The following is a 14,370-nucleotide window of genomic DNA, read 5'->3' on the forward strand; positions in this document are numbered from 1 at the left end:
CAGCATCTTAGAAGAAGCGCTCGTTGATCCGGATCGTGTCGCCCGGCGCCACTGGCGTCAGGGGCGTCAAGGGGAACTGCCGCTCATCATCGGTGTCGCTGCGCTTGATAAACACAACACGCTTGTTGGCGCGGTAGGTAAAGCCGCCGGCCGTGGCCACGGCGTTCAGGACCGACAGGCCATTGGTGTAGGGATACTCACCGGGGCTCTCGACTTCGCCGAGAATGTAGAAGGGCCGGTAGTTGAGCACTTCGACACTGACCCGCGGCTCACGCAGATAGCCCTCTTTCAGGGCGGTCTCGACCGAGGTTTGGAGTTCCGGAACCGTCAGGCCCTGGGCACGTACCTCGCCGATCAGCGGCAGAGAGATATTGCCCGACCCGCCAACGAAGAACTCACCGGTCAGGCTCTCTTCACCGAAGGTGATCACGCGCACCTTGTCCCCCGAGCCCAGGCGGTACTCGGGCAGGATACGAATTTCTGCCGGCGTCGCGTCCTGCGCCTGCACAGCGCCAGGGATCAGCACCGCCGAACAGATCGCCGCCACAGCGACCAGCAGGGAAAACAACCTCTGCATCAAACTCGAGCTCCGCATGTTCAATCGTCCCCCCCGGGATGTCCCTTCTACCGCAGTGCGGCGCGGCGGGGAACTCCCGCTTACCCACAACGCGAAGGCGCCCCAAGAAACAAGGATAACAAAAGCAGAATAGCAGATTTACGAGACATGAACAGGCCGTTCAGATGATGTAAACCTTAACAACAGAGCAACTCTGTTTCGTAGAGAAATGTATACCGTATAACTACAGCAATGCTTAAGCGGCTTTATCGTAAACATCACACAACAGAACTCCAAAAGGGGTGGGTGTGGTGTTGGTCAAAAAGACTCTGTTTACTCATGCAGCGATCGTTAGTGCTTCGCTAAGCATGGCAGCTTGTGCGACGCTTCCGGAGGCGAGCAGCCCGATGGCGCTTGGCGCGTCGACGGCAGCGCCCACCGGCTATCTCGACTTCTGTCAGCGGCAACCCGAAGACTGCGGCGGGGCACCTGCCGCGGTTATCCGAAAGGTGGCCGAGGTTGAGCTGGCCAGGCGCAACGCCTCTGAGGCCCAGCTCATCCTGGCTGGCGGTCGGGTGAGCGCCACGGCGGCGCTGCAAGCCCAGCCGATCAACTGGACCAATGCCTTTGCCGAGGCACGGCTGCGCCGGGAAGCCGCGGCCCAGTCCAATGCCGCGGTCGAAGCCGCCATGACTGCGGCCCTAGCACCTGCCCTGTCGCCCCCGCAGACTGTCACCGCCGCCAGCCTGACCCGGGTGAGCTTCGCCTCGACCGGTGTCGTACCCATGCGTCTGGTCCAGACGACTGAGGCTGCGAAGACTGAGCCGTCGGCGCCGGTCCGTTCGGCGACGACGCCCGTGATCGAGCGCCCTGCCCTGACCCCGGCCCTCTGGTCGTTGATCAGCCGCGTGAACGACAAGGTGAACCGGGACATCACCCGGCGCAGCGATGTCGAGATGTACGGGGTTCTGGACCGCTGGGCGACGCCCCTCGCGGCGGGCAACCGGTTTGGCGATTGCGAAGACTATGTCCTGGAAAAGCGCCGCGCCCTGATGGCTGCGGGCCTGCCCGCCAGCGCCCTGGCCATCGCTGTGGCCACCACCAGCTGGGGCGAGACCCATGCGGTGCTTCTGGTCGCTACGGACAAGGGTGAGTACGTCCTCGACAGCCTGACCCCGTGGATCCTGCCCTGGCGCAAGGCCGATCTCACCTGGCGTGAGCGGCAAGTGGGGGACTCTCCCTTCCGCTGGGCCCTGGTGAACGTGACCGCTGACGCCGAGATCGCAACCCCGACTGCTCAACCAGTGGAGGCCGACAAGGTCGAACCGCAGCCAACGGTCATCGAGCCGCCCCTTCGCCGCCTGCGGACCGCGGACTTCAATGCCCGCCCCAACGGGGTTGTCGCCCCTTTGGCATCCGTGAAGCCCGAAACCGCGTCGGAGCCTGCGGTAGACCAGTTCATCCTCGCCCAGATCGGTAATGGAGGGCCCTTGCGCGGCCGGCTCCATTAGGGCTCAGTTTGGCCTGAAAGCAGAAGTTTAGGTTCGAGGAGGCCTGCACTGGACGCTAAGTCTGGCGCAGGTCTCTTTCGTTTAGCCCCGTCACATCTCTGGGCAATAGCTTCGGGTAAACCTGAGCCCAGGGCGCGGCATCCTTGACTTCTCTACTGTGGCCATGCGAGCGGCCTGCAGGATTGGTCATTTTGGGAAACGCCATTGCCTTTAGAGGTGTGTGACGTTTGTGGGGCGGGCTAGGGCGTGGGGTCAAGGAACAGTCAAGACAGGTCAGGTGAGGAGGCCGGTGCGCGCCGGGGCCTCTGGCCACCGCCGCAGGGCGCGGGTCTTGCCGCGGCCGGCCTTGGCCTGATTTTCCTGGCTCATCTGGCCTATGGCGCGCTGCGAGTTGAGGCCAGCCTGATCGCGGTGGCGGCTTCAGCCCTTCTCCTGCTCGTCTGCGTGGCGGTTCCGGCCATCCGGCGAGACCTCCTGCGGATCAAGGGTCTTGCCCTGCCGGCAGGCCTGTTTGCCCTGGTGCTGATCGCAGGCCTGATCTCCCTCACCCCCTTTGGACCAGCCGGCGTCCACCCGGTGTGGGCCTTTGTGGGCGAGGCACCTGGTGCCGCCACCATCGATCGCTCGGCCACCCTGCTTGAGGTGATCAAGCTTGCGGGACTGGGCTGTATCTTCCTGGTCGGCGCCGCCACCGGGGCCTCCGATCAACGGGCCAAGACCGCCATCAATCTGGCCATCGCCCTCTCAGCTATCTTTGGCCTGTGGGCGTTCTTCAGCTTCGCCACCGGCCTGCAATTTCAGACCCAGAGGGGGCGTCTGGAGGGCACTTTGATGAGCCCCAACACCGCAGGCACCTTCTTTGCCATGATGGTTATCGTGACCCTGGGCCCCCTGCTGCGCGACCTGCGGGGGGTGCGGGCCGGTCAAGCCTTGCAGAAGGCGACCGGATATTGGGCCGCCCTGATCATCCTGGTGGGCTGCCTCCTGGCCACCGCCTCGCGGGGGGCAGCGCTGGGTGCCGCCGTCGGCATCATCGGCCTGGTGGTGATCTTGCTGTTTGCTGGGCGCGTCGGTTGGAGCCGGGTCACTCTGATCATGCTGACATCGATCATTGCGGCCCTGGCCAGCCTGTATTTTCTCGGCGAACGCCTGCTGGACCGGTTTGCGTTCTTTGAAGAGAGCGCCATTGGCCGAGCCGAAATGTTCGCCATGCATTGGCGGGCCTTCCTGGCGGCCCCGATCGGCGGCTACGGCCTGGGGACCTTCGACACCATCCACCGCATCCTCATGGATAGCTCCACCTTCAGCTCCATGTGGACGGTCAGAGCCACCCACAATGTTGTCATTCAGTGGTTGGAAGAGGCAGGCCTGCTGGGTGCCTTGCCCATGTTCGGAACCATCGCCGCCATCATGATCATCACCCTCTGGCGAGGCTTGCGTCGGACGCGAATGACCTTTGTGCTCTTTGCCCTCGTGGCCGCCAATCTTGCGGTGCTGGTGCACGGGATGACGGATTTCGCCCTGCAAACCCCGTCTTTTGCGCTCATGTGGAGCTATCTGCTGGGCCTGCAATTTGCCATGTCGCAGGGGTCGCGGGCATGAAGTCCCTAAACTCCTCCGCAAAGCTGGCAGCCCTGATCCTGCTGCCGCTGCTGACCCTGGGCGGGGCCCTGGGCGGATTGGCGGCGCTCACGCCCGCCTCAACACCGGTGCCCTCGCCGATGGTGGTGACCCTTGGGCAAAGCCGAGCGGCTGATCTGGCCCTTAGAGCCTCACCCCCAGACCTCGAAGCTGCCATCTTGGCCAGCCAGCTGGCGCTCTCCCAGGCCCCCTATGATACAAGCTCCAGGTTGCGCCTAGCCTATATCGACAGTCTCGACGGTAAACTTAGTCCCGAAGGCGTTGCCCATCTTGAGCGGTCCTACGAACTCTTGCCCCTCGATCAGTATGTCGCGGTCTGGCGGGTTGGGTTCGCCCTGAACCATTGGGGCGACCTGACCCCTGACCTGCGCAAAAAGGTCGAAGCAGAGACCTTCGCGGTCCTGGCCACCCGACGCCGGGGGCAGATGCTGGCGACTCTCGACGCGGTCACTTCGCCCATTGGCATAGTCCCTGCCATCTTTTGGCGTCAACGCCTCAAAAGCAGCGCGAGTCGCTAAGCCGATCTTGGTGGGAAAATAGTCGCCGACGCCTGTTCTTGCGACGCTAGCTCGCCCAATGGGCGAGAAAGAAGCAACAGTCGGTCGAATTACTGCTTCTTGTGGTGATTGGCCTTGAGAAAACCGTCGCAATGTGGCTCTAGAAGTTCCATGGCTACTCAGCCGTTAACGAATTTAGGGGAGAGGCGATATGAGCCTTAAAGTTTTTGGCGTCAGCGCCCTGGCGCGCGCCATGGTTGCGGTCGCAGGCTTCGGCCTCATCGCCCTTCCGGCCGCAGTGGCGGTTGCACAGGACACCGCCGCCGAAGCCGCCCAGGTTGAAGCCCTCGCTGAAGCGATTGCTGTCGCCGTGGCCGAAGCCGTCGCCGCCACCGAGGGGATGTCCGAGGACGCGCAGCAGGCGGCTGTCGAAGCCGCCATCGCCACCGTGGTCGCCGCCAGCGGCCTGCCCCCCACGATCGTTGCTGCTGCCGTGACCCAGGCTGCGCCGATCCTCGCCGCCGCGGGCATCACCACCCCGGCCGTCAATGCCGCCATCACGACTGCTTCGGTCGCCGCTCAGCAGGCGGTCGCTGCGGCCCCGCCCGCCGCCGCCCCGCCCGCGGCTGCTCCGCCGCCGCCGCCGCCGACCGTGACAACGCCGATCTATACCGGCCAGTAAGCCTTCGCCTTCCGGCGGGCCGGCGCAACACGCCGGCTCCACCGAATGCCCCGAATGACAAGATCTGAACCTGGATCTGCGCCTCGCGCAGCCTGAGAACCTAGGAATATGAACGTGACAGCGGACAAGAGAGTACTCATGGCCGGGGCGGCGATAGCGATCGCCGCGGGCCTCTCCAGCCCCGCGGCTGCGCAGTCCGCCCGGGGCGAACTCGCGTCTTCCAGCCGGGTGGAAACCAATTTCGCCCGCGACCGCAATGTCAGCGTCATGCAACGCCCCCGGGACGGCTATCAGGCCGTCGGCATCCGGGCTGGTGCCTTCATGGCCTATCCCAAGCTGTCTGTGGGCGTTGAGAACAACGACAACATCTACGCCACCGACAGTCGCGAGACCGAAGACCTGATCTGGCGCGTGGCGCCGGAGCTTTCGGTGGCCTCGGACTGGTCGCGGCATTCTTTGAACGCCTATGCCCGGGCTTCCCTTCTGCGCTACCAGGACTTTGACACCGAGAACTCCGAGGATTTGTCGGCGGGTGTCTCGGCTCAGATCGACATGCAGCGCAACAGCTTCATCTCGCTCGGTGCCGATTGGGCTGATCTGATTGAACCCCGGACCTCGCCCAATGCCGTTTCCGGTGCGGTCGCCCCCACTGAGTATGAGACCACGGCGGCCCGGGTGGGCATTAGCCACGAACTGAACCGTCTGCGCCTGTCGGGCGGCTACAGCTTCAAGGGTTTTGACTATGAGGATGGCCGCAACCCCCGCGGTGGCGCCATTACCCAGCAGTATCGTGATCGCGATGAGCATCTGTTCACGGCCCGCGCGGACTATGCGGTCAGCCCGGCCACAGCCCTGTTTGTCGAACTCAACCGCAACTCGCGGGATTATCGCCTCGATCGTCCGGCGGTGACTCTGGTCCGCGACTCCGAGGGCACTCAGGCCCTGGTGGGTTCGAATTTTGAGCTGGGTGCCACGGCCCGCGGTGAAATCGCGGTGGGCTATTTCAGCCAGGAGTATGATGACCCAACGATCCGGGATGTCGATGGTTTCGGCGCTCGGGCCCAGGTCGAGTGGTTCCCCACGCCCCTGACCACCATCACCCTGACCGGGTCGAACACGATCGAGGAAAGCGCTGCGCTGAACTCAGCGGCGTTCACTTCATCCAACATCGGGGTGAAGGTCGACCATGAGCTGATGCGCAATGTGATCATCACCGGGCAGTTGGCCCAGGGTACCGACGAGTATCAGGGCATCACCCGCGAAGACGACCGGTTCAACGCCGGGCTCAGCGCCACTTACCTGTTGAACCGCAACGTTGGCTTGACCGTCGCCTATAGCCACATGGACATGGACTCCAGCGGCATCGGTGGCCAGGACTTCAAGGTCAACAAGCTTGGTGCCACCCTCGCCTTGCAGTTCTAAAGTCCTATCGGCCAGGCTCTTTTGTGGAGCCTGGCCGTTTCTATCCCGGCGTCATTTGGCCCAATCTGGTGGCCTCCGGCTTGCACGCTTTGGCTGTGACTAGGCCTGTTTCGGGACATTGATTTCGATGAATGCTTTTTCTTCCCCCGCCGCCGATCCCAATTTCGAGGGAGACGGTGGAATGCACGGTGGCCGTCGTTCCGGGGGGGGCTTGGCCGACCAGCTGGATCTGCGCCGGCTCGCCAACATCTTCCGCCGGCGCATCCGCCTGTTTGGCGCCATTGCAGCCCTGGTTTTTCTGGCAGCGATCTTCATCACCTTTACGGCCACGCCCATGTATACGGCGACGGCCAATGTGATGCTCGACACCCGGCAGGAGCAGGTGGTCAATGTCGAGGCCGTTCTCTCGGGCCTTCCTGCGGACTCCAGCGTGGTCGACACCGAGGTCGAGATTCTCAAGTCCCGGCGGCTGGCCGAGCGGGTGGTCAATGCCCTGCAGCTGTCCAAGGACCCAGAGTTCAATCCAGACCTCGCCCCAGCTGGCCTGCTGTCCAATGTGAAGGACTCCGTCCTGGGCGTGTTCTCATCGGCCAAGCCCCTGGAGGTCGCAGACGACCCGATCGCCGAGCAGAAGGCACAGGAACGCATTGTCGATGCCCTCCTAAGCCGCCTATCGGTCCGTCGCGCGGGCCTGACCTATGTCATCAATGTCAGCATTGAGTCGGAAAGCCCGACCAAGGCTGCCACCATCGCCAACAAGTATGCCGAGCTCTATTTGCTCGAGCAGCTGGAGGCGAAGTTTGACGCGACCCAGCAGGCCAACTCCTGGCTCAACTCTCGCTTGGAAGGTTTGCGCCAGCAGGTGCTCGGCGATGAGGCTGCGGTCCAGAACTACCGCATCGCCAACAATCTGCTGAGCGCGGCGGGCACCAACCTCACCGAAACCGAGATTTCCAACTATAATCAGAGCCTCGCCCAGGCCCGGGCCCAGGTGGCGGAAGATCAGGCCCGCCTGAGTACCGCCCGCAGCCAGCTGGCTCGCGGCTCGTCCGGCGATGACCTGGGCGAAGCCCTGAGCTCGCCTGTTATCCAGCAACTGCGTCAGCAGCGCGCCACCGTCTCGGCCAAGGTCGCTGACCTGCAGGGCCGCTATGGCGAGCGCCACCCCGAAATGCTGACGGCCAACCGCCAGCTGACCGACATCGATGCCCAGATCCAGGCCGAAATTCAGCGGATCATCTCGAACCTGGAAGCCCAGGTTCAGGTTTCCAGGCAGCGGGCCGGGGCCATCGGCGGCAGCCTGTCCAGCGCCCGCGGCACCCTGGTGGGCAACAACCAGGCCCAGGTGCGGCTCAATGAGCTTGAGCGGACGGCGGAAGCCTCCCGCACCCTCTATGAGAGCTACCTGAACCGCTACAAGGAGACGAGCTCGCAGCAGGGCATCGAGCAGTCCGACGCACGAATTGTCTCCCAGGCGACGATCCCCACCGGGCAGAGCTCGCCCCAGGTGCCGCTCAATCTGGCCCTTGGTCTGGTACTGGCCCTGGGTGCCGGCGTGGCGGCCGTGATCCTGGCCGAAATGCTCGACGCGGGCCTCGCCACCGCCGAGGACGTGGAGCATCGGCTGGATGTCTCTTATCTCGGCGCGATCCCCCTGCTGGCTTCCGTCGCTGAAGGCAAGGCCAGTTCACCGATCGACTACGTGATCGAAAAGCCGCTCTCCAGCTTCGCTGAAGCCTTCCGCAATCTGCGCGCCTCAGTGATCTATTCCCGCCTCGGTGAGCCTGTGAAGGTCGTGGCCATCACCTCGTCCCTGCCCGGGGAAGGTAAGACGACGACCTCGGTGTGTCTGGCGCGATCTGCGGCCCAGCAAGGCCTGAAAGTGATCCTGGTGGACTGCGACCTGCGCCGCCGCTCGGTCAATCGCCTGTTTGGTGCCGAGCCCGCTCGCGGTCTGATCGAGGTCTTGGCTGGCGAGGCGACCCTGGATGAGGTGTTGAGCATCGACCAGACCACGGGTGCCCGGCTCCTCCCCTTGGCCAAGTCCAGCCTGACGCCCAAGGATGTGTTTGGTTCTCAGGCCATGGACCGGCTGCTGGAAGAGCTCCGCAAGACCTATGATCTGGTGATCCTCGATACCGCCCCGGTGCTGCCCGTGGCCGACACCCGGGTCCTGGCCCCCAAGGCAGATGTGGTGGTCTTCCTGGCCCACTGGCGCAAGACCCCACAGCACGCCATCGAGGCCGCCTTCCGGTTGCTCACAGGGACCGGTGCCCATCTGGCGGGCGTAGCCCTGACCCAGGTGGATATGAAGCAACAGGCCAAGTATGGCTATGGCGACCCCGGCTACTACTACGCGGAGTACAAGAAGTACTATGTGAGCTGAAGGTCCAGCGAGTAGGTCGCGCTCACCCTAGGGCGCGGGACACCATCTGGAACAGGAGGGCTGCGGCGACCCAGAAGGCCCCGCAACTCACAAGAACGAAGGCCAGGGTTCGGCGGGCTGACCAATTGTCCTGCGGCGAGGCTTCCAGAGAGCGTCGCAGGTGATCCTGGAGCCGAAGGGCGGGGCTATCGGCGCTGACATCCCCAGGTGAGGCCAGCCGGGCAACCGGACGGGCCGGCGGCCGGGATGAAGATTTAGGTGCTGCCACCGCTTCTGCGGTGAAGGGACGAAGTTTGGCGCCCACGTTATGGTCCTCCCAAAGGTCTGGGAGACGATAACCGGACGCAGCTAACAAACCGTCTCTGTTCGAAGACTTTGATTTTGCGCCCCGTCAATGACGATTGTCGCAATTCTGGCTTGATCCTGTCGTGAGACCGAGGTGATCGGCTCACACAGTGCCCCGGGGGCAAAAGAGTGGACGATGGCATGCAGTCGGTCTTAGTCACGGGCGGTGCCGGCTATATCGGCGCTCATACCAGCCTTCGCCTGGCGGAGGCGGGGTTTCTGCCCGTGGCCTATGACAACCTAACCAATGGCCACCCGGAGTTCGTCCAATGGGGACCCTTGGAGGTCGGCGACATCCGCGATGCCCAGAGGCTGGACGAGGTATTCGCCAAGCACCGCCCGGTCGCCGTTATCCACTTCGCCGCCCTGATCGAGGTGGGCGAGTCCGTCCTGCATCCTGACCGGTTCTATGACAACAATGTCGCCGGCGCGGTGACCCTGATCGACGCCGCCCGGAGAGCCGGCGTCGAGGCCCTGGTCTTTTCCTCCACCTGCGCCACCTATGGCGATCCCTTGCAGATCCCGATGGATGAGACCCATCCGCAAGACCCGCTCAATCCCTATGGCAGGTCCAAGCTGATGGTCGAGCAGATCCTGGGTGACCTGGATCGCTACAGCGGCTTCCGGTCGGTGTGCCTGCGCTACTTCAATGCCGCGGGTGCCGATTTTCAGGCCCGCATCGGCGAGTGGCACGATCCGGAAACCCACGCCATCCCTCTGGCCATTGCGGCCGCCATGGGAGAGCGGGCTGGGTTCAAGATCTTTGGCCGGGACTATCCCACCCGGGATGGCACGGCCGTGCGTGACTACATCCACGTGCTGGACTTGGCCGACGCCCATGTCCGGGCGCTGAGATATCTGCTGGACGGTGGCGACAGTACCGCCTTCAACCTCGGCACTGGAACGGGTTCCACCGTGGCTGAACTGGTCGCCGCCATCACGGCTGTGTCCGGGCGCCCGTTCGCGGTGACCGACGCCCCCAGGCGCGAAGGCGACGCCCCGGCCCTGGTGGCCGACAACCGCAAGGCCCGTGAGGTCCTCGGCTGGGTCCCCCAATATGGTCTTGCAGATATCCTCGACAGCGCCTGGCGCTGGCACACCGAGGGGCTGCCGCAGGCGCGCCGCCAGGTCGCCAGCTGATGAAAACTTACCGCACTGCACACCTTGGGCGCCTGACTTCCTGGCACCTGCCGCAAACTTGACGCTAAGCATCTTTCCACCGGGCGTTGAAAAGGCTGGATGGCCTTAATTTCGCAAGGTAAAGAACGCCACAACCTTAGGGGGCTGCCGCGTGTATCTTTCCGGGACGAAAGACATCACTCTCCAGTGTACAGGTCTTCAAGACCTTCACGCTGTGACGGGCTGCAGCCCTGCCAAGCCGATTAAGGCAGGTGCCAAGGTGAGCCTTGACCTGTGTCGGGCCCTCGACATCGTCATTGCCCTGACCGTTCTTGTGTTCATTGCGCCCTTGATGCTGGCCATTGCCTTGCTGATCCGTGCGCAGGATGGCGGCCCGGCCCTGTTCCGCCAGACCCGCATTGGCAAGGATGGCAAGACGTTTGAGTGCCTGAAGTTTCGCTCCATGGTCATTGACGCCGAGGCTCGGCTGAACGCACTGCTTGAGCGCGATCCCGAGGCCCGCGAGCAGTGGGAAACGGCGCAAAAGCTGAGGGTTGACCCTCGCATCACTGGCCTGGGCGCCTTTCTTCGCCGTTCAAGCCTGGATGAACTGCCTCAACTGCTCAACGTTCTGCGGGGCGAGATGAGCCTTGTGGGGCCGCGCCCCATCGTGGTCTCCGAGGTTCCCCGCTATGGGCGCTGGTTTGACTATTACTGTGCGGTCAAGCCTGGGATTACTGGACTGTGGCAGGTCAACGGCCGCAACGACGTATCTTATCGGCGCCGGGTGGCCCTGGACGTGCTCTATGCCCGCACCATCGGAGTCCGTCGCTACGTGCAGATCCTGGCGGCGACGGTTCCCGCTGTCCTGATGCGCAGCGGCTCCTACTGACGACAGAAACTTGAGTTTTCGGCGCGCCGGCGGACTGTATCTCCGACGCGATGAGTTTTGCTGGGGCGGGGGCCCGGCTTTTTATGCCGCAAGTCTACGACCTTTCTGAGGATGCCCGTCTGGCCAGTGCGCTGGCGCGGCAGGCGGGACAGCTTTTACTGACCGCCCGCAACCTCACGACCTTGACCGACAAGTCCCTGGGGGCCTTAGGCGACGCCGTGGGCCAGCAGTTTCTGAGCCATAGCCTCAGCGCCCTTCGCCCAGATGATGCCGTGCTCTCGGAAGAGGCCGCCGATGACGCTACGCGCCTCACCCATTCCCGCGTGTGGATCATCGACCCCCTCGACGGCACCCGGGAGTTTTCCGAAGGCCGTGACGATTGGGCGGTCCATGTGGCCCTGTGCATCGATGGCCACCCCACCATTGGCGCTGTCGCCCTCCCCGACCTGGGCGTGGTGCTCGACACCGCCCATCCGCCCCCCATGCCCCACGCCCCAGACGGCCTGAAAATCCTGGTCAGCCGCTCCAGACCCCCGGAAGTCGCCAGCCGTGCGGCCGAACTCCTGGGCGCCGAGCTGGTCGGCATGGGCTCTGCCGGGGCCAAGGTGATGGGCGTGGTCCGCGGTCAGGCCCACGCCTATGTCCATGCCGGCGGCCAATATGAGTGGGACTCCGCCGCCCCCGTGGCCGTGGCGCTTGCGGCCGGCTTCCACGTCTCGCGCCTGGACGGGACGCCGATGACCTATAATCAGCAGGACACCTACCTCCCCGACCTGGTGGTTTGCCGTCCAGAGCTGAAGGACCGGCTCATGGCGGCGGTGGGCTGACATGTCCCAGGCGCTTGGCCAGCCCCCCCGCACGGTCGTGATCGGCGCCAGCGGTTTCATCGGCACGCGCCTGGTCAGAAGGCTGACCGAGCAGGGTCACGCCGTGATAGCTGTGGACATTGCTCCGCCGCGGGAACACCTGCCAGGGGTCGACTACGTCACAGCCGATGCTCGCCAGCCCCTGGACCTGAAGATCGGAGCGGGTGCCCAGGCCTTGTACAATCTGGCCGCCGTCCACCGCACCCCAGGGCACCATGCGCACGAGTACTATGAGACCAATGTCTTCGGTGCCGGTCACGTCACGGCCCTGGCCGAGGCCAACCAGATTCCGCTGATCGTCTTCACGAGCTCGATCTCGGTTTACGGCCCCACCGAAGAGGTGCGAACCGAGGCCTCACCGCCGTCACCGACCAGTGACTATGGTCGCTCGAAGCTGATGGCCGAGTTGATCCACCAGATGTGGCTGAAGGCCAATCCCAGCCGACGACTGATCACCGTGAGGCCAGGCGTTGTGTTCGGCCCAGGCGAGCGGGGCAATTACAGCACCCTGGCCGGCGCGCTGCAGCGCGGGATGTTTGTCTATCCTGGCCGGCGGGACACGGTGAAGAGCGGCGGGCATGTGGATGAGCTCCTCCGCACCCTCGAATTTGCGGTCGAAAGACAAGATCGGGACATCCTGTTCAACTTCGCCTTTCCAGCCGAGAGTACCACCCAAGACATCGTCGCCGCCTTCAGCCAGGTGATGAATCGCCCCTTCCGGCCGGCCACCGCCCCCCTGCCCGCCCTGTTGCTGGCTGCCCGGCTGTTTGAGGTCGCCAACGCCTTGGGCGCCAAGACCCCCATTCACCGCGAGCGGGTCATGAAACTTGTGCGTTCAACGCGTATCGCTCCCCAATGGCTGTTGGCCAATGGCTACGGGTTCGAAATGGATCTGGTTTCGTCACTGGATCACTGGGCGAAGGAAACTGAGGGGCGTTTCGAATGATGGATACGAGAGCCTCAGCATCTGCGGCCGCGACCCAGCGGTTTGAGATCACGCGACTTTGCAGAGCGGAGCACCTCAAGTGATGCCGCAGGAGTCGATTGTCATCTATGGCATCAACTTTGCCCCGGAGATCGCCGGCGTTGGTCGCTACTCCGGCGAGATCGGTGCCTATCTGGCGGCCGAGGGCCATGCGGTCTGTGTGGTGACGGCACCGCCGCACTATCCGGGCTGGAGAGTTCAGTCGCCGCACAAGAACAGCTGGTCCCGGGAAGCTTTGGCCGGGGCAGACCTTTATCGCTGCCCGCTCTATTTGAGCGAGCAGATGAAGGGCTTTCGGCGGTTGCTGGCACCGTTGTCCTTTGCCGCGAGTTCGGCACCCGTCGCCCTGTGGACCATCCTGCGGCGCAGGCCCAGCGTGGTGATGGTGGTGGAGCCGACCCTTTTCGTGGCGCCTGTTGCGTTGTTTGCAGCCAAATGGGTTGGCGCGCGCACGGTGCTACATGTGCAGGATCTTGAGGTCGAGGCGGCCTTCGCCGTCGGACACCTGGGCCAAGGGGGCCTGCTGGCGCGACTGGCTGGTGCCTTTGATCGGGCCATGGCGCGGGGCTTTGATCGCATCGTGACCATCTCTCACCGGATGGCGCAGAAGATCACCGACAAGGGCGTCGACCCCAGCAAGGTCGAGGTGGTGCGCAACTGGGTGGATCTGGATCAGGTTCGGCCCGACCAGGACGCCAGCGCCTATCGGCGGGAACTGGGGATCGCAGACGATAGGTTCGTGGCGCTCTATTCCGGTAATCTGGGTGCCAAGCAGGGGGTGCGGCTGATCTGGGAGGCGGCCGAGCGGCTGCGCGATCAGCCAGACATCCTGTTCCTGGTGGCCGGTGATGGCCCCATGCGTCCGGAGCTGGAGACGGCGGCGGCCCGGCTGCCAAACCTCCGGCTCATCGGTTTTCAGCCCGAGGCGCGGTTTGGCGAATTTCTCAGCCTCGCCGACGTGCATCTTCTGCCGCAGGAGCGGGAGGCGGCGGACCTTTTGCTGCCCTCAAAGCTCGGCGGCATGCTGGCCTCGGCCAAGCCGGTGATCGTTACGGCCGATCCCGGCACGGAGCTGGCGGACTTCCTGGGAACCTCCTGTCAGCTGACTCCGCCGGGGGATTCCACAGCATTCGCCACCGCCATCGCGCAGGCTGCCAGGCAGACGGCTGATCCTGAGGCCCGGGCGGCGCGGCTGTCCCTGGCCGGCCAACTGGCCAAGACCAGCGGGATCGCCCAGTTCGCCCAGGCGGCGCTGTTCTTGCAGCGCGCCGTCGCACCTTCCGACACCCGCCCCATCGCGGCATAGTAACCTGTTAGCGGACCCGACACATGCCTGACGCCCAAGGTCGCAAGGTTGCCCTGATCACCGGAGTTACCGGTCAGGACGGCGCCTATCTGACGGAGCTGCTGCTCTCCAAGGGCTATGTGGTCCATGGCTTGAAGCGGCGCTCATCGTCGTTCAACACCG

At 64.1% G+C, this 14,370-nt stretch carries 14 protein-coding genes; 12 read left to right on the forward strand and 2 right to left on the reverse strand.

The window, feature by feature from the left end; translation table 11 throughout:
- Positions 1–7: 7 nt before the first annotated feature.
- Positions 8–577 carry a polysaccharide biosynthesis/export family protein gene (locus tag MH112_RS14450; RefSeq protein WP_296569115.1) on the reverse strand — a complete coding sequence of 190 codons (570 nt, stop codon included), beginning with the start codon at positions 575–577 and terminating at the stop codon, positions 8–10.
- A 386-nt stretch (positions 578–963) separates the two neighbouring features.
- Here MH112_RS14450 and MH112_RS14455 point away from each other — a divergent pair, with 386 nt between their 5' ends.
- The 6 genes from MH112_RS14455 to MH112_RS14480 all read left to right on the forward strand — a co-directional run bounded on the left by MH112_RS14455 (position 964) and on the right by MH112_RS14480 (position 8,695).
- Complete coding sequence (locus MH112_RS14455) at positions 964–2,067, forward strand: transglutaminase-like cysteine peptidase (RefSeq protein WP_296569119.1); 1,104 nt, start codon at positions 964–966, stop codon at positions 2,065–2,067.
- 246 nt (positions 2,068–2,313) lie between these two features.
- The gene (locus MH112_RS14460; protein WP_296569122.1) at positions 2,314–3,669 is read left to right on the forward strand and encodes an O-antigen ligase family protein; all 1,356 of its coding nucleotides are present in this window, start codon (positions 2,314–2,316) and stop codon (positions 3,667–3,669) included.
- Positions 3,666–4,226: a hypothetical protein gene (locus MH112_RS14465; RefSeq protein ID WP_296569124.1), complete on the forward strand. Its 561-nt coding sequence runs from the start codon at positions 3,666–3,668 to the stop codon at positions 4,224–4,226. Before MH112_RS14460 ends, MH112_RS14465 begins: the two co-directional genes overlap by 4 nt.
- 190 nt (positions 4,227–4,416) lie before the next feature.
- Complete coding sequence (locus MH112_RS14470) at positions 4,417–4,887, forward strand: hypothetical protein (RefSeq protein WP_296569127.1); 471 nt, start codon at positions 4,417–4,419, stop codon at positions 4,885–4,887.
- A 108-nt stretch (positions 4,888–4,995) separates the two neighbouring features.
- On the forward strand, positions 4,996–6,309 hold the full coding sequence (locus tag MH112_RS14475; protein WP_296569130.1) for an outer membrane beta-barrel protein: 1,314 nt from the start codon (positions 4,996–4,998) through the stop codon (positions 6,307–6,309).
- A 127-nt stretch (positions 6,310–6,436) separates the two neighbouring features.
- Entirely contained in the window at positions 6,437–8,695 is a 2,259-nt protein-coding gene (locus MH112_RS14480) for a polysaccharide biosynthesis tyrosine autokinase (protein WP_296569133.1), read from the forward strand.
- 22 nt (positions 8,696–8,717) lie between these two features.
- Here the strand turns inward: MH112_RS14480 and MH112_RS14485 are convergent, their stop codons facing one another.
- The gene (locus MH112_RS14485) at positions 8,718–8,999 is read right to left on the reverse strand and encodes a hypothetical protein (RefSeq protein WP_296569136.1); all 282 of its coding nucleotides are present in this window, start codon (positions 8,997–8,999) and stop codon (positions 8,718–8,720) included.
- Between the two features lie 182 nt (positions 9,000–9,181).
- Between MH112_RS14485 and galE the strand changes: the two genes are divergently transcribed.
- The 6 genes from galE to MH112_RS14515 all read left to right on the forward strand — a co-directional run.
- Positions 9,182–10,180, forward strand: a complete 999-nt coding sequence (gene galE / locus MH112_RS14490; protein WP_296569138.1) for a UDP-glucose 4-epimerase GalE — start codon at positions 9,182–9,184, stop codon at positions 10,178–10,180.
- A 259-nt stretch (positions 10,181–10,439) separates the two neighbouring features.
- Positions 10,440–11,051: a sugar transferase gene (locus MH112_RS14495; protein ID WP_296569141.1), complete on the forward strand. Its 612-nt coding sequence runs from the start codon at positions 10,440–10,442 to the stop codon at positions 11,049–11,051.
- Between the two features lie 83 nt (positions 11,052–11,134).
- A complete protein-coding gene (locus MH112_RS14500; protein WP_296569143.1) occupies positions 11,135–11,878 on the forward strand; it encodes a 3'(2'),5'-bisphosphate nucleotidase CysQ in 744 nt (247 codons plus the stop codon).
- A 1-nt stretch (position 11,879) separates the two neighbouring features.
- Positions 11,880–12,863, forward strand: coding sequence for an NAD(P)-dependent oxidoreductase (locus MH112_RS14505; protein WP_296569146.1), 984 nt, complete (start codon positions 11,880–11,882; stop codon positions 12,861–12,863).
- Between the two features lie 82 nt (positions 12,864–12,945).
- Positions 12,946–14,208 (forward strand): WcaI family glycosyltransferase, encoded by a 1,263-nt coding sequence (locus MH112_RS14510; protein WP_296569148.1) that lies wholly within the window; start codon positions 12,946–12,948, stop codon positions 14,206–14,208.
- Between the two features lie 23 nt (positions 14,209–14,231).
- Positions 14,232–14,370: GDP-mannose 4,6-dehydratase (locus tag MH112_RS14515; protein ID WP_296569156.1), on the forward strand; the 139-nt coding region annotated here is incomplete at its 3' end.

It is taken from the genome of Phenylobacterium sp. (assembly GCF_022402485.1).
In the GTDB taxonomy this organism is placed as follows: Bacteria; Pseudomonadota; Alphaproteobacteria; order Caulobacterales; family Caulobacteraceae; genus Phenylobacterium.